This window comes from Vibrio sp. 10N.286.51.E5 (assembly GCF_041469125.1).
Lineage (GTDB): Bacteria > Pseudomonadota > Gammaproteobacteria > Enterobacterales > Vibrionaceae > Vibrio > Vibrio crassostreae_C.
This window is the reverse complement of record NZ_JBFRJZ010000093.1, coordinates 1-22,441: the sequence shown is the minus strand read 5'-3', so window position 1 is coordinate 22,441 and position 22,441 is coordinate 1. Positions and strand designations below refer to the sequence as shown.

Genomic DNA, 22,441 nt, shown 5'->3' with positions numbered 1-22,441 from the left:
GGCCTCCTCCTACTCGATTTATATAAAGCTTAGTGGCACGAAATATAAAGCGCCTTTGCATTGTTCGCTAAGCAATCGTGATTACTTAATTTCCATACCTTGAGCTTGCAAGTCCGCGTGGTAAGAAGAACGTACAAACGGGCCACACGCTGCGTGAGTAAAGCCTAGCTCTAGAGCAATCTCTTTCAGCTCATCGAACTCAGAAGGCGGCACGTAGCGTTCTACTGGTAAGTGGTGACGGCTTGGTGCTAGGTATTGACCTAGTGTCAGCATAGTCACACCATGTTCGCGAAGGTCTTTCAGTACTTGAACGATCTCTTCTTTTGTCTCGCCAAGACCCATCATCACACCTGATTTTGTTGGGATATCAGGGTGCTGCTCTTTGAATTTCTTCAGTAGATCAAGAGACCACTTGTAGTTCGCACCTGGACGCGCTTTACGGTATAGACGTGGCGCTGTCTCTAGGTTGTGGTTGAAAACATCTGGCGGGTTGTCTTTCATTAGGTCAAGCGCAACGTCCATACGACCGCGGAAGTCTGGAACCAGTGTTTCGATACGAATATTTGGGTTGAGTTCGCGAATCTCACGGTTACAGTCAGCAAAGTGCTGAGCACCGCCGTCACGCAAGTCATCACGGTCAACTGAAGTGATTACAACGTACTTCAGTTTCATGTCTTGAATTGTTTTAGCCAGTTTCTTCGGCTCTTCAGCTTCAGGAGCAACAGGACGACCATGGGCAACATCACAGAACGGGCAGCGACGAGTACAGATAGCGCCAAGAATCATAAACGTTGCCGTACCGTGGTTGAAACACTCGGCTAGGTTAGGGCAAGACGCTTCTTCACAAACTGAGTGCAGGTTGTTTTTACGCATTGCTGATTTGATTTCTTGAATACGATGGCTGTCTGAAGGAAGTTTAATCTTCATCCATTCAGGCTTACGTAGAACTTCTTTCTGTTCAGCAGGCATATTCTTTACGGGAATTAATGCCATTTTGTCAGCGTCACGATATTTAACGCCTTTTTCCATTTGGATTGGTTTGCTCATGATTTTATGCTTCTGCTGTAATGTTACTGGTGGCTTGAATGTCTACTTGGTCATAGCCGAGTAGCTCTACGAGCTCTTGTATTAACTGTTGCTCAACGTTTTCTAGTTCACTTGGTCCGCCGAGTTGGCTTACCTGCGCCATTTCCATACCTTGGTAACCACATGGGTTAATACGTAGGAATGGAGACAGGTCCATATCGACGTTGAGTGCTAACCCGTGGAACGAGCAGCCACGTCGAATACGTAATCCAAGTGAACAGATTTTCTTGCCATCGACATAAACACCAGGAGCGTCAGGTCGGGCAGCTGAATCTATATTGTAAGCTTTCAGAGTATTGATTACGAGGTTCTCGATATGAGTCACCAAATCACGCACTCCGAATTTCTTGCGGCGGATGTTAATCAGAAAGTAAGCCACTAATTGGCCTGGGCCGTGATAAGTCACTTGGCCACCGCGATCGCTTTGTATTACAGGGATATCACCGGCATTTAATACATGCTCAGCTTTACCTGCTTGTCCTTGAGTGAAGACAGGGTTGTGTTCAACCAACCAAACTTGGTCTAGGTCTTCTTCCGTGCGTTCGTCTGTGAACTTATGCATGGCTTTCCATACAGGTTCGTAATCCTGACGGCCTAATTTTTTTACGATTAGCTTATTTTGCAAAGCTGCACTCCCTCAAGGATTAATAAAGTGAACGCATTATAAACGCGAAACATGATTCTAACTACAGACGGACTGCAAGGTTTTTCAACTTTCTTTGTATTTATTGAAAATTAAGTTGAATGAATTTGAGCTAGATAGGGCGCTTTAAACAAAAACAGCGGCAATAAGCCGCTGTTTTTCATGTGTAATCGGAGATTACAGAACCATGCGAACGATTTCGATCTCGCCCAGTTCTTTATAAAGAGTTTCTACTTGCTCAATTGAAGTCGCAGTAATATTGATAGAAACAGAGTGGTAGTTACCTTTCGCACTTGGTTTTAGCGTTGGGCTGTAGTCACCAGGAGCATGACGCTGGATCACTTCTAGTACTAGCTCAGTCAGTTCTGGCTTAGCGTGGCCCATTACTTTGTAAGTGAATGAACAAGGGAACTCTAAGAGGTCTTTTAGTTTTGCATCAGAATTGATGTTCATGATTAGCTCCAAAAGGCTAGACTCTCGCAAATTGGCGAAATGTCGATAAAAAGCGTGTTCGGTCAACAGACACGAGTAATAAGGCGGAATATTACGTGTAAATATCACCGAACTCAAGATCAACAAAAGCCGCACATGGCGGCTTTTGGTTCGCTAATGAGTAAATCATGAACTTACTCATTAGGTTAGCTATACAACAAGCTTGGGTTTTACCTAGAACAAACCTTTTGCTTGTTTAGAATAAACCCTTGAACAGAAGAACTAGGTAGTCCCATAGACGGCTGAATAGGCTGCCTTGGTCTACATCTTCAAGTGCTAGTAGTGGGTATTCAGCAACGTCTTCACCGTCTACTTGGTAGAATAGTTTACCAACTACATCGCCTTTGCTGATTGGCGCTTCTAGCTCTTTCTCAAGAACGAAGCTTGCCTTCAGGTTCTTAGCTTGACCACGAGGTAGCGTTACGAAAGTATCTTCGTCGACACCCAGTGCAACTGTGTCCTTGCTACCCATCCAGATCTTCTCTTCTACGAAGGTTTCACCGGCTGTGTGTGGTGCCACTGTTTCAAAGAAGCGGAAGCCGTAGCTAAGCAGTTTTTTGCTTTCTGTTTTACGAGCATTCGCATTCTTGGTGCCCATAACTACAGCCACTAGGCGCATTTTGCCTTCTGTCGCTGAGCTTACTAGGCTGTAACCTGCATTGCTTGTGTGGCCCGTTTTGATGCCATCAACGTTCATGCTCTTATCCCATAACAGACCGTTACGGTTGTATTGGGTGATGCCGTTGTATGTGAATTTCTTCTCTGAGTAGATACGGTACTCGTCTGGTACGTCGCGAATCAGCGCCTGACCAAGTAGCGCCATATCGTAAGGCGTTGAGTATAGGTTCGGGTTGTCTAGACCGTGCACGTTAGCAAAGTGCGTGTCTTTCATGCCGATAGAGCTTGCCCAAGCGTTCATTAGGTCAACGAATGCATCTTCAGAGCCAGCGATGTGTTCAGCCATAGCAACACATGCGTCGTTACCTGATTGAATGATGATACCGCGGTTTAATTCTTCAACTTTAACCGTAGTGCCCACTTCAACGAACATCTTAGATGAATCTGGGAAGTTTTTAGCCCAAGCATTTTCACTGATTACAACATCGTCGTTTAGGTTGATGTTGCCACGGTCGAGCTCTTGGCCGATCACGTAGCTCGTCATCATCTTGGTTAAACTTGCTGGAGAAAGCTGAGTATTCATCTCTTTCTCTGCTAGTACTTTGCCTGAATGGTAATCCATCAGAACAAAACCTTTAGCGGCGATTTGAGGAGCATCAGGAACAACAATAGGAGCGGCGAATGACGATGTAGCTATCGTTGCAGAAAGAGCAACAGAAGTAGCAAAAATCGATTTAACAAGTTTATTAGATTTAATCATTTTGAATGCAATTATTTGGTGAACTATTCATATATTAACAGAATCACTCTGTCACACCAGAGCGCTGATTACCAGAAGTAACTGTTAGATTAATTAGCGAGTTAGGGTGTGTTTTTTTATATAAGCTGACGGGTAACCCATTAGCTTAACTTGTTCTAATTTCTCTTGAGTCAGAGCATAGTCATGAAATGGCCCAATCATCAGACGGTAGTTGTCATCATTTGGCTGTAAGAACGTTGCTACTTCTAGCTTTTCGGCTAGATCTTTCGCTAACTTCTCTGTTCTATCTTCATGTGGAGATGTTGCGACTTGAATAATAAATTGCGGTAAAGCAGCCTTTTTATTTGCGTCGGTTGGCATAGCCACAGTAATGACTTCAATCTCAACATTTGCCGTGCCGGTTCTCAACACATCGAGCTTGTAAGCTGCCGCATAACTAAGGTCAATGATTCGGCCTTCATGGAATGGGCCGCGGTCATTGATACGAACAATCGTCGTTTTGTTATTGTCGGTATTCGTCACTTTTACATAGCTTGGAATTGGCAATGTTTTGTGCGCCGCAGACATCGAATACATGTCATAGATCTCGCCGTTAGACGTTAAGTGACCATGAAATTTCTTACCGTACCAAGAGGCTTTGCCTTTCTCAGTAAACCCTTCGGTCTTCTTTACGATCTTGTAGTCTTCGCCACGTAAAGTGTAATCCGTGTTACCACCTAAACTATAAGGTTCATACTGAGGGTGAGCATCCTCGAGATGCTCTACTGAGATAGGTGCGTCTGGTGCAATATCTGAATCAATATCGTAGCGGCCTGTTGGCTGCTTTGAAGAACAACCATTGATTAAAATCGCTAGCCCTAAGATAGAGGCTATTTTTTTGATTGGCAGCTCATCAACCAAGGATGCTTTTTTTGGAAACGTTGTAATAGACATCGATTAGGTCGCCTTTGAGAATGCTTTTCTGTGTGTATGGATCGACATTAAAATACCAAAACCAGCCATAAGGGTAACCATTGAAGTACCACCATAACTGACTAAAGGAAGAGGAACACCAACCACAGGTAGAATGCCACTTACCATGCCAATGTTTACAAAAATATAAACGAAGAAGCTCAGTACAATACTGCCGCCCATCATTCGACCGAATGCGGTTTGAGCTTGGCTCGCAAGCACTAAGCCACGTCCAATAATAAACAGGTAGATCGCAAGCAAGAACAAGATACCGATCATGCCCCATTCTTCGGCGATGACCGCAAAAATGAAGTCAGTATGACGCTCTGGGATGAACTCTAGTTGAGATTGAGTGCCTTGCAACCAACCTTTTCCTGATATACCACCCGAACCTATCGCAATCTTACTTTGAATGATGTGGTAACCCGCACCTAATGGATCTGATTCAGGATCAAAGAGGGTTCTTACACGTACCTTTTGATATTCACGCATCAAGAAGAACCATAGGATTGGGATAAATGCCCCTAATGCGATTGCGGCGCTAGCAATGATTTTCCAACTGATACCAGCCAGGAATATCACGAAGATACCAGATGCGGCGATAAGGATAGATGTACCTAGGTCAGGCTGCTTTGCGATTAGAATCGTCGGTACAAACACCATCACTAGCGAGATCGCTAATGTTTGGAATGTTGGTGGAAGTGAGCGCTTACCGATAAATCGTGCCAGCATCAAAGGCACCGCGAGCTTTAATAGCTCTGACGGTTGGAATCGAACAAAGCCGAAGTTTAACCAACGCTGGGCGCCTTTAGAGGCTTCACCAAAGAACAACACGCCCAATAGCAAGATGACACCACCTACAAATAGCAGTGGTGCCAAGGTTTCATAAGTACGAGGTGAGATTTGCGCTAGGAAGATCATCACACCTAAAGACAGAGCCATGCGCATCGCCTGGCGGTCCATCATCGCAAGGCTTTGTCCGCTTGCGCTGTACATGATCAGCAGGGCAAAGCCCATTAAAACCAGAATGCCAAGCAAAAGCGGCAGGTCGATATGCAGCCTTTCGAATAGGGCTCTATTTCGTCCAGTTGAAGGATCAAGTTTCATTATTTAATTGGCTCACTTTGATAATCTTCTGCAAGGATAATATGGTCTAAAATCCTTCTTACTACTGGGCCGCCGTTAGAAGAACCGCCACCTGCGTTCTCTAGAACGATAGTCACGACGGCTTCAGGATCTTCAAAAGGCGCGTAACCCGTAAAGAGGGCGTGATCGCGTAAGTGCTCTGCGATTTCATCCGCGTTGTACTCTTCATCTTCTTTTAAGCCGAATACCTGTGCGGTACCCGATTTACCAGCGGTTTGGTAAGACATCTTCTGGAATGAACGTCTTGCCGTACCTTTCTTACCGTGGTTAGCCAGCCTCATACCTTCCTGAGCGATATCCCAATACTTCTTCTTAACCCCGGTTAGCGGTGGGTAAGTTTCAATGTCCGACATGATTTGTTCATCGAATGGACGACCGTTATCAATGGTTGAACGAAGTAGGTGAGGTGCGGTTACTTCACCTTCATTGACCAAAACTGATGTGGCTTTTGCAATCTGCATGGGTGTTGCAGTCCAGTAGCCTTGGCCAATACCAACTGGGATGGTGTCACCTTGGTACCAAGGCACACGGTGTCTTGCCATCTTCCAATCACGAGTTGGCATATTGGCTTTGCTTTCTTCATAAATATCGATGCCAGTATAATCACCAAAGCCGAACATCATCATCCATTTGGATATGCGATCAATGCCGAGATCATAAGCAATTTGGTAAAAGAAGGTATCCACCGACTCTTCAATCGCTTTTTCTATATCCACGACACCGTGTCCCCAACGCAACCAGTCACGGAATGGTCTCGTTTTTGAGTTTGGTATCTTCCAATAGCCTGGGTCATTGCGCGTAGTGTTTGGTGTAATAACACCTTCTTGCAGAGCAGCAACAGCAATGAAGGGTTTGATCGTCGATGCTGGTGGGTAAATCCCTAGCGTGGCACGGTTAACCAAAGGGCGGTTTTTGTCTTGAAGTAGCGCGTTATAGCCTTTAGACGAGATACCATGCACGAATGCGTTTGGGTCGTAGCTTGGGCTCGATACCATGGCTAACACGCCATTGTCTTTCGGATCGAGAACGATAGCTGAACCACGGCGGCCATCAAGTAACTTATGTACGTATAGCTGTAGCTTGATATCTAAGTTAAGTACGATATCTTTGCCTGGAACCGAAGGGACAAATTTGAGGGTACGAATCACTCGTCCACGACTGTTAACTTCGACTTCTTGGTAGCCAGCTGTACCGTGCAACATATCTTCGTAATAACGCTCAATACCCAACTTACCGATATCACGTGTAGCTTGGTAATTGGCGTCTTTTTCTTCTCGCATCAAGCGCTGCATATCACGGTCATTGATGCGCGATACATAGCCTATTACGTGAGTGAGCACATCACCGTAAGGGTAGAAACGCTTCAAAGTTCCCGTAACTTCAACACCTGGGAATTTGTGTTGGTTTACAGAGAAGACGGCAACTTGTTCTTCAGACAGTTGATTAAGAATAGGTACTGATTTAAAGCGTCGTGAATTACGACGATCACGATTAAAGCGCTCGATACGCTCTGGCGGGATCTCAATTAATGCTTGCAGACGAGCAAGCGTGTCATCCATATCTTTAATTTTTTCGGGTATGATTTCTAGATTGAAAACAGGACGGTTTTCGGCAAGAAGTATACCGTTGCGATCGTAAATCAAACCACGGTTAGGGGCGATCGGAACGACCTTGATACGGTTGTCGTTAGAACGAGTTTTATAGTCTTGGTATTGATTGACCTGAATGTTGTACAGGTTAACAACCAACATCGACATCATGACTATGATCCCCGCAAACGCAACAAAAGCACGGCTAGTAAATAGTCGTGCTTCTGCTTTGTAATCGCGGATTTGGCTACGTTTACGTAACATTAACGCTTATTCTCGATGATAAGGGTGGTTAGCAGTGATGCTCCAAGCTCGATACAAGCTTTCAGCCATGATAACGCGTACTAATGGGTGAGGGAGAGTAAGCGCAGACAGAGACCAACTTTGGTCTGCGGCCGCTTTACATGCAGGTGCTAATCCTTCAGGCCCGCCAATTAGGATAGATACGTCACGTCCATCCAGCTTCCAACTTTCTAATTGCTCAGCAAGTTGAGGTGTATCCCACTTTCTACCTGGGATATCGAGCGTGACAATACGGTTGCCTTTTGGAACTGCAGCCAGCATCGCTTCACCTTCTTTTTGAAGAATGCGTGCAATATCTGCATTTTTACCGCGCTTTCCTGCAGTAATTTCAATGAGCTCTAATGGCATATCGTGAGGGAAGCGGCGTTTGTATTCTTGAAACCCTTCTTCAACCCACTTTGGCATTTTTGTGCCAACTGCGATTAACTGGATCTTCAAAGCTTAGCCCCAAAGTTTTTCTAGTTGGTACAGCTCACGATGCTCTTCTTGCATAACGTGAAGCATGCTTGTGCCCATATCTAGAACAACCCATTCACCTTCTTGCTGACCGTCCATACCTAGAGGTTGCATACCCGCTTTACGCACTTCATCAGCAACATGCTGTGCAATAGAGGCAACATGGCGTTTAGAGGTGCCAGTACAAACAATCATGTAATCAGTAACGCTTGATTTGCCTTCTACATCGATAGTTACAATCGATTCTGCTTTCATGTCGTCGGCTTTGTCTGCAAGAAAATCTTTTAGTTCTTCACGTAACACTGGGTGTTCCTTTAATCTGAATTTAGCTTTGTTTAGGGCTTGTTGACCCTAGAATATAACACGCTTTTATGCGTGGAATGGTATTGAAGCTGAAGGGATACAAAACTCTACGCTTAACTGATGAATTAGTGGCCAAGGCGACTGCTCATATTGAGTTTTTGTCATCAATTCAGCTTGAGTGAGCAACGCGAACAAAGAGTGTAATTGAGAAATCGAAACTCTTGTTAGCGCGGCGTTATAAAGAGGCTTTTTAGATTGCCAGATACGGTGTTTTTCGAAGACCTGACCAATCGGCATCTGTTTCATTTGTTGCTGCATTTGTAATAGCAGAGCAAGCTCTCGTTGTATGCTACGTAATAAAATGACGGGTTCGACACCTTCAGCTTCTAGCTGACGCAGGATTCGTTGTGCTCGGTTACCTTTGCCTGCCAATAACGCATCACTCCAATGGAATGGAGTAAAATGGTTGTGTCGACTCAGCGATTCTTCTAAGCGTACTAACGTGAGTTTTCCATCTGGGTATTGGAGAGCCAGTTTTTCTAGGCTTTGGGTGAGAGCAAATAGATTACCCTCATGCCATTGCGCCAGCATTTGAATCGCTTCAGGGTCTGGCGTTAAACCGATTTGACGGCAACGCGCTTGGACAAACTGAGGTAACCGACTGACATCTGGCGTTAGGCAACTGACCCAGTGACCCTGATTCGAAAGAGCCTTAAACCACTTAGCGCTTTCTTGAGCTTTGGTGAGCTTAGTGCCCACCAAGATTAACAAGATATCACTGTGGATATGCTCGGAGATTGCGAGTAGCTCTTTCGCTATTGCGGCATTGACGCCTGACTCTGGCAGTTCAAGCTCGATGACCTGACGGCTAGAGAATAGGCTCAGTGCTTGAGTGCAGTCGTAGACTTGATTCCAGTCGAGACTGCTATCAATCGCAAAGCGGTGACGTTCTTCAAAGCCTTGCTGTTTTGCAGCCTTTTGAATCGCTTCTCGGCTCTCTTGCAACAGTAGCGGTTCGTTACCAAAAATTAGGTAAACATTACTCAACTGTTTAATAAGTTGCTCTGATAAGCGGTCAGCAAAAATACGCATCAAATAAACCTATTACTCAGCCGAATCGCTAAGTGTTGGTTGTTCTTCTGAAGCTGGTACGATCTCAACATTCTTGATGTTGTATTGCTTTTCGAGTTCTTTCACTTGAACGTGCTCTAGTGCATCTAGGTCCATGCTATCAGCTGCAATGTTCGCTTTTAGTCGAGCCATCTGACGAAGGATTTGGCTTGTTGCCAACTTACGCATCTCATCTTCGATCATGTCTCGTTCAACCGACTTCGCAAGTGCAGTTAGCGGGTTATCTAGGTAACTACGGGTTACGCTGGTTGAGAACGTCTTTGAGCCTAGATCCGGGACAGTTACGCGGTATGAAGCGCGGAATGTCAGTTCTTTCTCTGCTGCACGAGTGTTTTGGTATAGAGACAGAGTTCGCTCACCTACGCTCTCACTAATAATATGCAGGTTAGGTGTATTCTCAGCCGGTGGCACAATTTCTACATCATTCATACGCAGTTGACCTTTCATCATACGTGTAAACGTACTGTATTGGTCGTAACTGGTTACGGAGATCTTGTTGAGTTCTTCTGGTACGGAGTAATCACCACGTAGGTGGAAACCACACGCACTTAATAGGCTGACGGTTAAAACAACAACAGTAACTTTCAATGAAGATAGTGAAATCAGGCGCATTATTTGATGGCTCTCATGAAGGTAGAATACTTATTTAAAGGCTTTAGTTCGTTTGAGTGGTTAGGCTCAAGTCTAAAGCGCTTAAATAAGTAGACAGGGCAATTAGCTACCCTGTCTACAGACTGCTTTTGATGAATTAAGTTCGTTAATTCTTTAGCAATTGCATTGTGCTAACGAAATTAGTTAGCAACGATGTTTAGAAGCTTACCTGGTACGAAGATAACTTTACGGATAGTTAAGCCATCTAGGAACTTCTTAGCGTTCTCATCGTTTAGACCAAGCTCACGAACTTGCTCTTCTGTTGCATCAGCAGCAACGGTTAGTTTCGCACGTAGCTTACCGTTGATCATAACAACGATAGTTTTCTCGTCTTCAACTAGCGCTTTCTCATCGAAAGTTGGCCATGTTGCTGAGTCTACGTTTGATTCACCAAGTGCAATCCACATTTCGTAAGAGATGTGTGGCGTCATTGGGTAAAGCATGCGTACTACCGCTTTTAGCGCTTCGTCAAGGATTGCACGATCTTGTGCAGATTCTTGAGGTGCTTTCGCCAGCTTGTTCATCAGTTCCATGATTGCAGCGATTGCCGTGTTGAACGTTTGGCGACGGCCAATATCGTCCGTTACTTTCGCGATAGTTTTATGGATATCACGACGAAGTGCTTTTTGGTCGCCAGATAGCGCAGAAGCATCAACAGATTCAACAGCACCCTTAGAAGAGTGAGCGTGAACCAATTTCCAAACACGTTTAAGGAAGCGGTTAGCCCCTTCAACGCCAGACTCTTGCCACTCAAGCGTCATGTCTGCAGGTGATGCAAACATCATGAATAGACGTACTGTATCAGCGCCGTACTTGTCTACCATCTCTTGTGGGTCGATACCGTTGTTCTTAGACTTAGACATTTTGATCATGCCTGAGTGTTCAACTTCACGACCTTGATCGTCGACTGCTTTTTCGATGCGACCTTTACCGTCACGTTCAACCGTTACGTCAGTCGGTGCAATCCACTCTTTGGTGCCTTTTTCGTTTTCGTGATAGAACGCGTCAGCCAGAACCATGCCTTGACATAGTAGTTGCTTGAACGGTTCATCAGACGTCACGTAGCCAGCATCACGTAGAAGCTTATGGAAGAAACGAGAGTAAAGCAGGTGCATACAAGCGTGCTCGATACCACCAACGTATTGGTCAACTGGTAGCCAGTAGTTTGCTTTCTCTGGATCTAGAATGTCGTCTGCTTGCGGTGAACAGTAACGTGCGTAGTACCAAGAAGACTCCATAAACGTATCGAACGTGTCAGTCTCACGTAGAGCGGGTTCGCCGTTGAATGTTGTTTCAGCCCAAGACTTGTCAGCCTTGATTGGGCTCGTTACGCCATCCATTACTACATCTTCAGGAAGAATGACTGGCAGTTGGTCTGCTGGTACTGGGTGAACTTCACCGTCTTCAGTGGTTACCATTGGGATTGGAGCGCCCCAGTAACGTTGACGAGATACACCCCAGTCACGTAGACGGAAGTTTACTGTCTTCTTACCTTTGCCTTCAGCTTCAAGCTTCGCAGCAATTGCATCGAATGCTTCTTGGAACGCAAGACCATCGAATTCACCAGAATCAAACAGTACACCTTTTTCAGTGTAAGCCGCTTCAGACACGTCTAGTTCAGAACCATCTTCAGGTTTGATTACTGGGATGATATCGATGCCGTACTTAGTTGCGAACTCGTAGTCACGTTGATCGTGAGCAGGAACCGCCATTACCGCACCTGTGCCGTAATCCATAAGTACGAAGTTTGCTACGTATACAGGAACAACACGACCGTTAAGAGGGTGGATAGCCGTTAGGCCAGTATCCATACCTTTCTTTTCCATCGTTGCGAGTTCAGCTTCAGCAACTTTAGTGTTACGACACTCTTCAACGAATGCAGCAAGCTCTGGGTTGTTCTTCGATGCTTTCTCTGCAAGAGGGTGACCTGCAGCGATACCAACGTAAGAAACACCCATTAGTGTATCTGGACGTGTTGTGTACACTTCTAATGGTGCTTCTTCGCCGTTAACAGCGAAAGATAGCTCAACACCTTCAGAGCGGCCGATCCAGTTGCGCTGCATGGTCTTAACCATTTCAGGCCAACCTTCAAGGTTGTCTAAATCGTCTAGTAGCTCTTGAGCGTACTCAGTGATTTTAATAAACCACTGTGGAATTTTCTTTTGCTCTACTGGAGTGTCACAACGCCAGCAACAACCGTCTTCTACTTGCTCATTTGCCAGTACTGTTTGGTCGTTTGGACACCAGTTCACTGAAGATGTCTTCTTGTAAACCAGGCCTTTTTCGTAAAGCTTAGTGAAGAACTCTTGTTCCCAACGGTAGTACTCTGGAGTACACGTTGCGAATTCACGGTTCCAGTCGTAACCAAAGCCTAGAAGCTTAAGCTGGTTCTTCATGTACTCAATGTTTTCGTAAGTCCATGGTGCAGGTGCTGTATTGTTTTTAACAGCGGCGTTTTCTGCAGGTAGGCCGAATGCATCCCAACCAATTGGCTGCATTACGTTTTTGCCTTGTAGACGTTGGAAACGAGATACCACATCACCGATGGTGTAGTTACGCACGTGACCCATGTGCAGTCGGCCACTTGGGTAAGGGAACATAGAAAGACAGTAGAATTTTTCTTTGTTTGGGTCTTCACTTACAACGAAAGTCTCGCTGTTATCCCAGTGTTGTTGAACCTTTTGTTCAATCTCTTGCGGGTTATATTGTTCTTGCATCGATGGTATCCGGTTATCTTGGAATTTGTGAGTTCGGTTAGAACAGAATCTTACAGATCGTCATAGAATACCTAAAGGAGCTGAGTACAACAATAGTTATACCCTTCATACTTGCAGTTGCCGCTTAGTAGATTGTGTAATTTTCACTGAATTTCGCAGGGCAACTATACTTAAGAGTATGAATTGCATTTGTTTGTAAGCGGGAGTGCATTGCAGCGCATACGTTTGCTCACTAAAAGGTTGGTTATCTTAAGGAGGTTGTTATGCCGAAGAAAAAAGCGCTCTATGAAGAAGTCGTCGAAGAGGTGATTGAAACGCTGAAGCATAGCCCTGAAGAGCTCAACAACAAAATCGAAACGTCGGGCAAGTTTGCGAAAGCAGCTAATGATATGACTAAAGATGAGCTTTCATTGATCTCTGCCTACGTGAAGTCGGACTTAAAAGAGTTTTCCGAAAGCTATGAAGAGAGTAAAAGCGGTCCATTCTATTTGATGATTGCGGACTCTATTTGGCAAGGGCTGTTGGATATTACTGATCGTACTAAGGTGGAATGGGTTGAACTGTTCCAAGACTTAGAACACCAAGGCTTGTATCAAGCGGGTGAAGTCATTGGCTTGGGAACCTTAGTATGTGACGAGTGTGGTCACCAAACCGAATATAACCACCCAACCAATATCATTCCATGCATTAAATGTGGTTCTAAAGGGTTTAGTCGTAAAGCCCTTAAACCGTAAGCTTCTGAACCATAGCGTATCAACGCAAAACCACAGCAATGAAAAAGGGTTGACCCGATCAGTCAACCCTCAAATCACTTTTCGTCGAATCTAGCTTTTTGGCTTTCTAATTACCCAACCAATCACCAAGCTGAGCATCGCCCAGATATACAGTGGCCAAGTACCTACTGTGTGATAAGGCGTTTGACCATCCGTTGAAATGAGTTCAGCTTTTAACACTGCCGTTTCAAACTGAGGTACTTGTTTGAGGATGTTGCCTTTGTAATCGGTAACTGCCGTCACACCATTGTTGGTCGAGCGAATAACTGGCTTACCAAGCTCCAGAGCACGCATCTGTGCGATTTCCATATGTTGCAGAGGGCCAATCGAACGACCAAACCACGCATCGTTAGAGAGCGTTAAAATAAAGTCAGTCTCGTCGGTTACGTTCTGCCTAACTTGATCATTAAAGATGATCTCGTAACACAACGCAGGCGCTAAGTGACGACCATTTGCCACTATGTTTGGTTGAACAAAGTCGCCACGGCTAAATGATGACATTGGCAAGTTAAAGAAAGGTGCTAATGGACGCAAGATATCTTCAAACGGCACAAACTCACCAAATGGTAACAGGTGGTGTTTATGGTAGCGTTCGTCTGGATCGTAGCTGTACTCACCGTATGGATTCACACCGAGAGAAAGAACACTGTTGTAGTATTTCTTATCTTCAGACTGATTCAGCACACCGGTAATGATCGAACTGTTGTTCATCTTCGCTGCGCTATCCAAGTTACGTAGGAAAGATGGGATCTCAACTTCGAATGCTGGAATAGCCGCTTCAGGCCAGATGATGATATCCGCTCCCCAGTTTTCTCTGCTTAGGTCGGTGTACTTCATCATGGTTGGCCAGCGATGACTCGGTAGCCATTTACTGTCTTGATCGACGTTGCCTTGTATCAAGACGACTGACGTGGTTTTTTCAGGGTTCGGCGTGACCCAGTCGATGTTGCGAATACCAAAGCCTGCACTAAATACGACGGCGGGAATGAGAGCGATGCTCCAAGCCCGGTTAACAATCGCATAAGTGAATGCAGAGGCTGAAACAATGATCGCTAAAGTTACTAGCTCTACGCCGCCAATCGGTGCAAATGAACCCAATGGCGAATCGATTTGGCTGTAGCCTAACCAAAGCCAAGGGAAGCCCGTCATTACCCAGCCACGCAGCCAATCACAGACTAGCCAGAATGCAGGAGCTGCAAGGAAAAAGCGGCTTAGGTTATTGGCAGGGAAGAATTTATTCAAACCCCAGGTAAATAGCCCTGAATAAACGGCTAGGTAGCCAACAAGCAATGCCATCAAAAATAGGTTGGCTGCCAGTGGCATGCCGCCAAAACCATCAATGCTGACGTATACCCAGCTGATACCTGTGGTGAATTGACCTAAACCCCATGCGTAGCCAATCCAAAGCGCACTTTTAGGAGAGCGGTTGTGGATCAGTAACAGCAGCAAAGCTGGGCTGAGAATAGCAAGAGGCCATATAGAGTATGGAGCGAATGAAAGGGTGGTTATAGCGCCAACAAAAACGGCCGCAAGCGGCCGTAATAGGCGATGAATAAAGGTATTAGTCATCTAATTTCTGTCATCTCTTTAGAGAGAAGTTGTTATTCTTCGATAGTCGGAAGAGGCTGTTCGTCAGGAATGGTTACCTGTAGCTGAATCACACGACGGTTATCTGCTGATGTTATTTTGAAATGGTAGTTTTCGATTTCTACAATTTCGCCACGAACCGGCAGGTGGCCGAGTGCTGTCATAACCATGCCGCCTACCGTATCCACTTCGTCGTCACTAAAGGCAGTGTTAAACGTATCGTTGAACTCTTCAATAGTGGTTAAAGCTTTTACAGAGAAGGTATGCTTACTCAGCTTACGAATATCTAGCTCTTCTTCATCGTCGAACTCGTCTTCAATTTCACCAACGATTTCTTCGAGGATATCTTCAATGGTTACCAGGCCAGAAACTCCACCAAACTCATCGACAACGATAGACATGTGGTAACGCTCTTCTTGGAACTCCTTAAGCAGGCGATCAACTCGCTTACTTTCAGGAACAACCACGACAGGGCGAATCACTTGTTCGATATCAAATGGAGCACTTTCTGAACCCAAATACTTAAGTAGGTCCTTCGCTAATAGAATGCCTTCAACATGGTCTTTATCTTCACTGATCACTGGGTAGCGAGAGTGTTGAGCATCAGTAATGAGCGCAATCAATGTATCTAGATCATCTGTGCGTTCAACTGTAACCATTTGAGAGCGAGGCAGCATGATATCGCGTACTCGCATCTCTGAAATTTCCATAACACCCTCGAGCATGTCGCGTGTGTCGTGGTCAATTAGGTCATTAATTTCTGAGTCGCGGATTACATCTACGAGCTCTTGGCGATCTTTTACTTCACCTTGAAATAGTTGGCCTAGGCGTTCAAAGAAGGACTTTCTACTCGGACCTTCAGATTTTTTACTTCCCTCAGAAGTGGGGGGGTTACCTTCGTTCATGATTTCTCAAAAAATAACGCTATCAGAAGTGTGATAGCACACGTTACAACTCAGATTCCTGTGAAAATCACAGGTTCGATGAGTTATTGTTTCTCTGCAACCTACTTTACTAGAATCAATTTACTTTTCTAGAATGTAAGGGTCTTCAAACCCCATAGATTGCATGATTTCTGTCTCGAGTGACTCCATCTCTTCAGCTTCATCATCTTCGATATGATCATAACCTAGCAGATGCAGACTGCCATGTACAACCATATGAGCCCAGTGTGCTAGCAGAGGCTTACTTTGCTCTTCTGCTTCTTTTTCGACAACTTGGCGGCAGATAATGAGGTCGCCCAGTAGATCTAACTCGATCCCTGGAGGAGCCTCGAATGGAAAAGACAACACGTTAGTTGGCTTATCTTTGCCACGATATTCATGATTGAGCTGGTGGCTTTCTTGTGTATCAACGATACGAACCGTCAACTCAGCGTTCTCTTGAAACTGAGGAATTGTCTTGTCCAACCAAAGCTGAATATCTTGCTCAGTTGGAAGACCTTGCTCATTTTCGACCGCTAATTGCAGGTCTAGTTCAATAGACATCTATTTATCACCTTGTTCTGCAATTACAGAGCTATTTTGTGTTGCTAATTGTGTCGTAACTACCTGCTGAGCCTCAAGAAGTTTGGCTTCACGCTCTTCACGTTTACGCTTTTCAAACTCTTTGCGCTCTTTCTGGTCTTTTGCTTCCCACTTCTCGTATGCGTTGACGATACGAGCAACTACAGGGTGACGAACGACGTCTTCAGACATGAAGAAGTTAAAGCTAATGTCGTCGACTTCATTGAGCACTTCAGTCGCATGGCGTAAGCCTGATTTTGCACCACGAGGTAAATCGATTTGCGTAATATCACCTGTGATCACAGCGCGTGAGTTAAAACCGATACGGGTTAAGAACATCTTCATCTGTTCTACCGTGGTGTTTTGGCTCTCATCAAGAATGATAAACGCATCATTCAATGTACGACCACGCATGTAAGCCAGTGGCGCAACTTCAATTACGTTACGTTCAATCAGCTTCTCAACTCGCTCAAAGCCAAGCATCTCAAACAGCGCATCGTAAAGTGGACGTAAATATGGGTCTACTTTTTGGCTTAAATCACCCGGTAGGAAACCAAGCTTCTCACCGGCTTCAACAGCAGGGCGCGTCAATAGAATGCGACGAATCTCTTGGCGTTCAAGTGCATCAACTGCTGCAGCAACGGCTAAGTAGGTTTTACCTGTACCTGCTGGCCCAATACCAAAGGTGATGTCATGAGTCACCATGTTCATTAGGTACTGTGCTTGGTTTGGCGTTCGAGGTTTGATGACGCCTTTTTTAGTCTTAATGGTCACTTCTTTGCCGTAGTCAATTTCAGACTCGACGTGTTGCTCCAAAATGCCTGACTCGGTGATCGCCAGATGTATTTGCTCTGGTTCGATATCGATTATGTTGCCTTTAACTGGAGCCGTTTCAACATAGAGGTGTTTGATGATGTCTAAAGCTGCGGCTGTAGTGTGAGGCTTACCGACAATGGTGAAAAAGTTGCTACGGTAATTAATCTCAACGCCCAGACGACGCTCAAGATGCTTGATGTTGTCGTCAAATGGTCCGCATAAACTTGCCAAGCGCTTGTTGTCTGCTGGTTCTAGATTTATCTCTAAGGTAACGATTTTATTGCTCAAATTAGCCTCTCATTTTGTGCCACTCACTCTTAAATAAAACAAAGAGCAAAAAGCCCGATTTAGACCGGGCTTCTGATGGTGATATCCCTATTTCTAAGATGGTCACTTAGTTAGGTAATTTCAAGCTTTGTGTTTGCGCTTTGTGCTCAAACAGTTGTATTGCCTATGGCGTAAATGTCGCTACACCTAGCTCGTCTTCGCGTTTTGTGTTCGCCATCATTTGAGTCGGCGAGATCACGCTGCGAAGATCCATGTCTTTCTCAGTACGTACTATTTCACCACGGAGTGAGTTAGCAAATACTTCTGTGATTTTCACGTCTACGAACTGGCCGATAAGGTCAGCAGAACCTTCGAAGTTCACTACGCGGCTGTTTTCAGTACGGCCGCGAAGTTCCATTAGGTTCTTTCTTGATGGGCCTTCAACAAGGATACGTTGCTCTGTGCCTAACATTAGACGAGAGAAACGCATAGCTTGTGTGTTTACCGTTTGCTGCAGTTCGTACAGACGATCTTTCTTCTCTTGTGCTGGTACATCACATGGGTAATCTGCCGCTGGCGTACCTGGACGTGGAGAGAAAACAAAGCTGAAGCTCATATCGAAATCAACGTCTTTAATTAGCTTCATTGTATCTTGGAAGTCTTGCTTAGACTCACCAGGGAAACCAACAATAAAGTCAGAGCTGATTTGAATGTCAGGGCGAGCTTTACGCAGTTTACGGATAATAGATTTGTACTCGATAGCCGTATGTGGGCGCTTCATCATCGTAAGAATACGGTCACTACCACTTTGTACTGGTAGGTGAAGGAAGCTCACTAGCTCTGGTGTGTCTTTGTAAACTTCAATGATGTCGTCACCAAACTCAAGCGGGTGGCTTGTTGTGAAACGAATACGGTCGATACCGTCGATAGAAGCAACAAGACGAAGCAGTTCTGCGAATGAACAGATATCGCCTTCGTGTGTTGGACCGCGGTATGCGTTTACGTTTTGACCTAGCAGGTTAACTTCACGTACGCCTTGCTCTGCAAGTTGAGCAACTTCGAAAAGTACATCATCCATTGGACGGCTAACTTCTTCGCCACGTGTGTATGGTACAACGCAGTAAGTACAGTATTTAGAACAACCTTCCATGATAGAAACGAACGCCGTCGCGCCTTCAGCTTTTGGCTCTGGCAGGTTATCGAACTTTTCGATCTCTGGGAAAGAGATATCCATTACTGGCTTTTCGTTAGACAGTGATGATTTAATCATCTCTGGCAAACGGTGTAATGTTTGTGGGCCAAAGATAACGTCTACGTAAGGTGCACGTTGACGAATGTGATCACCTTCTTGAGTCGCTACACAGCCACCCACACCGATCACCACACCTTCTTTTTTATCTTTAAGCGTTTTCCAACGACCAAGCTGGTGGAATACTTTTTCTTGCGCTTTTTCGCGGATAGAACAAGTATTCAATAGTAGTACGTCTGCTTCCTCAGGTACTTCAGTTAGCTCATAGCCATTTGCAGCGTTAAGCAGGTCGGCCATTTTTGATGAATCATATTCATTCATCTGACAGCCCCAAGTTTTAATTAGCAGTTTCTTACTCATTATATGTTCGCTCGATCGTTAGTTTAATTTAAGGGAGCAAATCGCCCATTATTCATCCGCTAGCCCCGTTTGTCATAATTCGGTATTCAATTTTATGACAGGCTCTAGCGGCAAGCGGCGTATTGTACTGGTTTCAAAACCGACTGACTAGTAGTCTGAACAAATCTCTTATGTAGTGGTTTTTATTATCGTTAACGCCATATGCCATAAGGGATAACCCTTTTTTCGAATAAGGTTTTTGGTTACAAGTTAGTTATGAAAAAGTACAATCAAAAACAGTCAAAGAATCAAACTGATAAGTACGAAATATGAACAGTTACGATATTGTAGTAGTCGGTGGCGGCATGGTTGGCGCAGCAACAGCAATCGGTTTTGCAAAGCAAGGTCTGAGTGTTGCGGTGATCGAAGGTTTTGCCCCACAAGCATTTGATGAGTCGCAAGCGATGGATATTCGAGTGTCAGCGATTTCTCAGGCGTCAGTCGATTTACTTGACGATCTTGGTGCATGGCAGAACATAGCAGCAATGCGAGTTTGCTCTTACAAGCGCTTAGAGACTTGGGAACACCCAGAATGTCGTACTCGATTTGATGCTGCCTCACTAGACCTTCCTCGTTTGGGCTATATCGTTGAGAACAGACTCATTCAATTAGGTTTATGGTCTCAATTTGATGCCTACGACAATCTCGAACTGTTATGCCCAGAAAAGCTCGATGTGATTGAGTTTGGTGAAATCAATATCGTAAAGCTTCAATCAGGGGCTGAGTTGTCTGCGAAGTGGGTGGTTGGTGCTGATGGTGCGAATTCAGCCGTTCGCCAACAAGCTGGAATTGGCATCACGGCTTGGGATTATCGACAACACTGTATGCTTATCAATGTAGAAACAGAACAACCTCAGCAAGATATTACTTGGCAGCAATTTCTACCAAGTGGCCCTCGTTCATTTTTGCCTTTGTGTTCTCTAACCTCTGACGGTCAAGAAGTCGGGCTGGGCTCGTTAGTTTGGTATGATTCTCCACTGCGTATTAAGCAACTGTCAGCAATGGCCCCTGAAAAACTACGTAACGAAGTACTTACTCACTTTCCTAAAGAGTTAGGTGATATCAAAGTCTTGAATTCGGGTTCTTTTCCTCTGACACGACGTCATGCTCAATCATACTCGAAGAATAACTGTATTTTAGTCGGGGACTCTGCGCATACTATCAACCCTTTGGCTGGACAAGGTGTTAACTTAGGCTTCAAAGATGTATCAGTACTGTTGAATGTCACCAAAGAAAAGGGTGAATTGAATGAGTCTGTAGCAAGACGCTATGAAGTGATGAGAAGAGGTGACAACCTAGTGATGCAAAGCGGTATGGATTTCTTCTATAAGACGTTCAGTAACGACATTGGTCCACTTAAGTTTGTGCGTAATGCTGCACTCAAGCTAGCAGAGAACTCAGGGCCGATTAAAGCTCAAGTGTTGAAGTATGCCCTGGGCCTTTAATTGAGTATTACAGACACTTTATAAAGAGAAGGAGAGCGAATGTTCTCCTTTTTTGTATCAGATGACTACTATCGCTGTTGCGTCACACAAACTGGCGCATCTAGCTCTAATGAGTAGCCTGTGTAAACCAGAGAGCCGTCTTCTGTATTTCGCTTGAATGACGTGATGTTATTAGTGTGCTGGTTTGTGGCGATAAGCCATTCACCATCATGAGTAATATGAAAATCACGAGGGAACTTGCCTTCAGAACTATAACTATCAATAAAAATAGGCACTTTTGTTGTCGATTCGATTCTGAAGCTGCTGATCATCGATTGATGTCGACATGACACATAAAGGAATTGCTCATCAGGCGATAGCTTAATCGCAGCTGCGGCTTCTCCCTTCTCCATATTAGGCAATGCATCAATCTCTTCCACTACATTCCAAATGCCTAAAACCTTTTCCAAAGTCAGCAACGTTTCAGAGAGTTCACAGACCACATAGGCTCTGTCTTCAGCTTTGTTAAAGATTAAATGGCGAGGTCCATTGCCGGCGGGCACCTTAATAGACTGCATTGGCTCATCAAGGAACTCTTCTTGCTCTTCATCAAAGCAATAGAAGTTGATGCGATCGGTGCCGAGATCGACAGTCACAAACTGTGGTGAGTTTTGTAAGAACAGGCATTGATGGGCGTGTGGGCTAGTTTGTCTCTCTTTGTTTGGCCCGGAACCAACCATCTGGATTGTTTTGAGTCGTTTATCGATGCTGCCGTTGATACTTAAGCTAAAAATATCGAATGTGCCTGATGAGTATTGCGACGTGATAGCAAACTTATTGTGTGGATCTATCGCGACGTGACAAGGGTGATCTCCCGAGATGAGGCTTGTATTGTGTGTTAGCTGTGAATCAACATTAGGTATATGAATGAGCTGGGGCTGTTTTTGCTGGTCCACTTCCGATGCAGTATAGATCCCAGTCTTTGTTACAGTAATAAAAGAGGGGTTAGTACATTTGATGATCAGCTCTAGAGGTAATAGTTTTCCTGTTTCTAGATCTAACTGAGTTTGATAAACACCTTGGCTTTTACTTGGTGTATCTGTGTAGCAACCGATCGTTAAGGGGAGGGGTTTCATAGGCTAGTCATACTCAATTAGAAAATGGAGCTGACATTGTCTTATAAAATCGTATTAAAAGTGAGGTTATAGAAGAGAATACTTGGTGACTTGGCTAGCAGATTTTCATATTCCAGATAAAACAAAACCCAGCTAAAAAGCTGGGTTCTATTTAATAATGGTGCGGTCGGAGAGACTTGAACTCTCACACCTCTCGGCGCCAGAACCTAAATCTGGTGCGTCTACCAATTCCGCCACGACCGCAGCAAATCTTTATAGTCATACTGAATATTGGTGATTCAATAAAACGTTGTATAAGTGGTGGCTACTGCGGGATTTGAACCTGCGACCCCATCATTATGAGTGATGTGCTCTAACCAACTGAGCTAAGTAGCCATAATAAATCTAATCGATTCACTATTTGTTCTCTAATGAAAGAGAAATAATGGTGCGGTCGGAG

The 22,441-nt window shown here is 44.7% G+C and carries 20 protein-coding genes and 2 tRNA genes; 2 read left to right on the top strand and 20 right to left on the bottom strand.

Annotated features, from left to right (window positions below; all coding sequences use genetic code 11):
* Nucleotides 1–81: 81 nt before the first annotated feature.
* The 12 genes from lipA to leuS all read right to left on the bottom strand — a co-directional run bounded on the left by lipA (nucleotide 82) and on the right by leuS (nucleotide 12,846).
* Nucleotides 82–1,047: a lipoyl synthase gene (gene lipA / locus AB4161_RS21900; protein ID WP_017064177.1), complete on the bottom strand. Its 966-nt coding sequence runs from the start codon at nucleotides 1,045–1,047 to the stop codon at nucleotides 82–84.
* Between the two features lie 4 nt (nucleotides 1,048–1,051).
* A complete protein-coding gene (gene lipB, locus AB4161_RS21895; protein ID WP_017068510.1) occupies nucleotides 1,052–1,711 on the bottom strand; it encodes a lipoyl(octanoyl) transferase LipB in 660 nt (219 codons plus the stop codon).
* A gap of 195 nt (nucleotides 1,712–1,906) precedes the next feature.
* Nucleotides 1,907–2,185: a DUF493 family protein YbeD gene (gene ybeD, locus AB4161_RS21890; protein WP_026084358.1), complete on the bottom strand. Its 279-nt coding sequence runs from the start codon at nucleotides 2,183–2,185 to the stop codon at nucleotides 1,907–1,909.
* Between the two features lie 232 nt (nucleotides 2,186–2,417).
* Nucleotides 2,418–3,599, bottom strand: a complete 1,182-nt coding sequence (locus AB4161_RS21885) for a serine hydrolase (RefSeq protein WP_017068508.1) — start codon at nucleotides 3,597–3,599, stop codon at nucleotides 2,418–2,420.
* Between the two features lie 93 nt (nucleotides 3,600–3,692).
* The gene (locus AB4161_RS21880; protein ID WP_136974115.1) at nucleotides 3,693–4,532 is read right to left on the bottom strand and encodes a septal ring lytic transglycosylase RlpA family protein; all 840 of its coding nucleotides are present in this window, start codon (nucleotides 4,530–4,532) and stop codon (nucleotides 3,693–3,695) included.
* Between the two features lie 3 nt (nucleotides 4,533–4,535).
* A complete protein-coding gene (gene rodA, locus AB4161_RS21875) occupies nucleotides 4,536–5,657 on the bottom strand; it encodes a rod shape-determining protein RodA (RefSeq protein ID WP_017062334.1) in 1,122 nt (373 codons plus the stop codon).
* Nucleotides 5,657–7,549, bottom strand: coding sequence for a penicillin-binding protein 2 (gene mrdA, locus AB4161_RS21870; protein WP_017068507.1), 1,893 nt, complete (start codon nucleotides 7,547–7,549; stop codon nucleotides 5,657–5,659). Before mrdA ends, rodA begins: the two co-directional genes overlap by 1 nt.
* A gap of 6 nt (nucleotides 7,550–7,555) precedes the next feature.
* Nucleotides 7,556–8,026, bottom strand: coding sequence for a 23S rRNA (pseudouridine(1915)-N(3))-methyltransferase RlmH (gene rlmH / locus AB4161_RS21865; protein ID WP_017068506.1), 471 nt, complete (start codon nucleotides 8,024–8,026; stop codon nucleotides 7,556–7,558).
* 3 nt (nucleotides 8,027–8,029) lie between these two features.
* Nucleotides 8,030–8,347 (bottom strand): ribosome silencing factor, encoded by a 318-nt coding sequence (gene rsfS, locus AB4161_RS21860; protein ID WP_004735247.1) that lies wholly within the window; start codon nucleotides 8,345–8,347, stop codon nucleotides 8,030–8,032.
* 66 nt (nucleotides 8,348–8,413) lie between these two features.
* Nucleotides 8,414–9,439, bottom strand: a complete 1,026-nt coding sequence (holA, locus tag AB4161_RS21855; RefSeq protein WP_017068505.1) for a DNA polymerase III subunit delta — start codon at nucleotides 9,437–9,439, stop codon at nucleotides 8,414–8,416.
* Nucleotides 9,440–9,451: 12 nt separating this feature from the next.
* A complete protein-coding gene (lptE, locus tag AB4161_RS21850; protein ID WP_017068504.1) occupies nucleotides 9,452–10,090 on the bottom strand; it encodes an LPS assembly lipoprotein LptE in 639 nt (212 codons plus the stop codon).
* Between the two features lie 179 nt (nucleotides 10,091–10,269).
* Entirely contained in the window at nucleotides 10,270–12,846 is a 2,577-nt protein-coding gene (leuS, locus tag AB4161_RS21845) for a leucine--tRNA ligase (protein WP_102394093.1), read from the bottom strand.
* Nucleotides 12,847–13,109: 263 nt separating this feature from the next.
* Between leuS and AB4161_RS21840 the strand changes: the two genes are divergently transcribed.
* Entirely contained in the window at nucleotides 13,110–13,580 is a 471-nt protein-coding gene (locus AB4161_RS21840) for a zinc ribbon-containing protein (protein ID WP_017062329.1), read from the top strand.
* Between the two features lie 90 nt (nucleotides 13,581–13,670).
* Here AB4161_RS21840 and lnt read toward each other — a convergent pair whose 3' ends face one another.
* From lnt to miaB, 5 genes are all read right to left on the bottom strand, one after another.
* Nucleotides 13,671–15,188: an apolipoprotein N-acyltransferase gene (gene lnt / locus AB4161_RS21835; protein ID WP_136982348.1), complete on the bottom strand. Its 1,518-nt coding sequence runs from the start codon at nucleotides 15,186–15,188 to the stop codon at nucleotides 13,671–13,673.
* Nucleotides 15,189–15,220: 32 nt separating this feature from the next.
* A complete protein-coding gene (gene corC / locus AB4161_RS21830; RefSeq protein WP_012603382.1) occupies nucleotides 15,221–16,111 on the bottom strand; it encodes a CNNM family magnesium/cobalt transport protein CorC in 891 nt (296 codons plus the stop codon).
* Nucleotides 16,112–16,231: 120 nt separating this feature from the next.
* Nucleotides 16,232–16,693 (bottom strand): rRNA maturation RNase YbeY, encoded by a 462-nt coding sequence (gene ybeY / locus AB4161_RS21825; protein WP_012603383.1) that lies wholly within the window; start codon nucleotides 16,691–16,693, stop codon nucleotides 16,232–16,234.
* Nucleotides 16,694–17,815, bottom strand: coding sequence for a PhoH family protein (locus AB4161_RS21820; protein WP_017062327.1), 1,122 nt, complete (start codon nucleotides 17,813–17,815; stop codon nucleotides 16,694–16,696).
* 163 nt (nucleotides 17,816–17,978) lie between these two features.
* Nucleotides 17,979–19,403, bottom strand: a complete 1,425-nt coding sequence (gene miaB, locus AB4161_RS21815; RefSeq protein WP_017064168.1) for a tRNA (N6-isopentenyl adenosine(37)-C2)-methylthiotransferase MiaB — start codon at nucleotides 19,401–19,403, stop codon at nucleotides 17,979–17,981.
* A 308-nt stretch (nucleotides 19,404–19,711) separates the two neighbouring features.
* Between miaB and AB4161_RS21810 the strand changes: the two genes are divergently transcribed.
* Nucleotides 19,712–20,887, top strand: coding sequence for a 2-octaprenyl-3-methyl-6-methoxy-1,4-benzoquinol hydroxylase (locus AB4161_RS21810; protein ID WP_372084293.1), 1,176 nt, complete (start codon nucleotides 19,712–19,714; stop codon nucleotides 20,885–20,887).
* A gap of 68 nt (nucleotides 20,888–20,955) precedes the next feature.
* On the opposite strand, the gene AB4161_RS21805 is transcribed toward AB4161_RS21810, so the two are convergent.
* The 3 genes from AB4161_RS21805 to AB4161_RS21795 form a co-directional block, all read right to left on the bottom strand.
* The gene (locus AB4161_RS21805; protein WP_372084292.1) at nucleotides 20,956–22,002 is read right to left on the bottom strand and encodes a lactonase family protein; all 1,047 of its coding nucleotides are present in this window, start codon (nucleotides 22,000–22,002) and stop codon (nucleotides 20,956–20,958) included.
* A 158-nt stretch (nucleotides 22,003–22,160) separates the two neighbouring features.
* Nucleotides 22,161–22,245, bottom strand: a tRNA-Leu gene (locus AB4161_RS21800).
* 55 nt (nucleotides 22,246–22,300) lie between these two features.
* Nucleotides 22,301–22,377 (bottom strand) — tRNA-Met (locus AB4161_RS21795).
* Nucleotides 22,378–22,441: the final 64 nt, after the last annotated feature.

Bases quoted from the DNA above. Each gene is read 5' to 3' on its own strand.
- lipA (WP_017064177.1), bottom strand. From the start codon at position 1,047: ATGAGCAAACCAATCCAAATGGAAAAAGGCGTTAAATATCGTGACGCT.
- AB4161_RS21885 (WP_017068508.1), bottom strand. From the start codon at position 3,599: ATGATTAAATCTAATAAACTTGTTAAATCGATTTTTGCTACTTCTGTT.
- AB4161_RS21880 (WP_136974115.1), bottom strand. From the start codon at position 4,532: ATGTCTATTACAACGTTTCCAAAAAAAGCATCCTTGGTTGATGAGCTG.
- rodA (WP_017062334.1), bottom strand. From the start codon at position 5,657: ATGAAACTTGATCCTTCAACTGGACGAAATAGAGCCCTATTCGAAAGG.
- mrdA (WP_017068507.1), bottom strand. From the start codon at position 7,549: ATGTTACGTAAACGTAGCCAAATCCGCGATTACAAAGCAGAAGCACGA.
- holA (WP_017068505.1), bottom strand. From the start codon at position 9,439: ATGCGTATTTTTGCTGACCGCTTATCAGAGCAACTTATTAAACAGTTG.
- lptE (WP_017068504.1), bottom strand. From the start codon at position 10,090: ATGCGCCTGATTTCACTATCTTCATTGAAAGTTACTGTTGTTGTTTTA.
- leuS (WP_102394093.1), bottom strand. From the start codon at position 12,846: ATGCAAGAACAATATAACCCGCAAGAGATTGAACAAAAGGTTCAACAA.
- AB4161_RS21840 (WP_017062329.1), top strand. From the start codon at position 13,110: ATGCCGAAGAAAAAAGCGCTCTATGAAGAAGTCGTCGAAGAGGTGATT.
- lnt (WP_136982348.1), bottom strand. From the start codon at position 15,188: ATGACTAATACCTTTATTCATCGCCTATTACGGCCGCTTGCGGCCGTT.
- corC (WP_012603382.1), bottom strand. From the start codon at position 16,111: ATGAACGAAGGTAACCCCCCCACTTCTGAGGGAAGTAAAAAATCTGAA.
- ybeY (WP_012603383.1), bottom strand. From the start codon at position 16,693: ATGTCTATTGAACTAGACCTGCAATTAGCGGTCGAAAATGAGCAAGGT.
- miaB (WP_017064168.1), bottom strand. From the start codon at position 19,403: ATGAGTAAGAAACTGCTAATTAAAACTTGGGGCTGTCAGATGAATGAA.
- AB4161_RS21810 (WP_372084293.1), top strand. From the start codon at position 19,712: ATGAACAGTTACGATATTGTAGTAGTCGGTGGCGGCATGGTTGGCGCA.
- AB4161_RS21805 (WP_372084292.1), bottom strand. From the start codon at position 22,002: ATGAAACCCCTCCCCTTAACGATCGGTTGCTACACAGATACACCAAGT.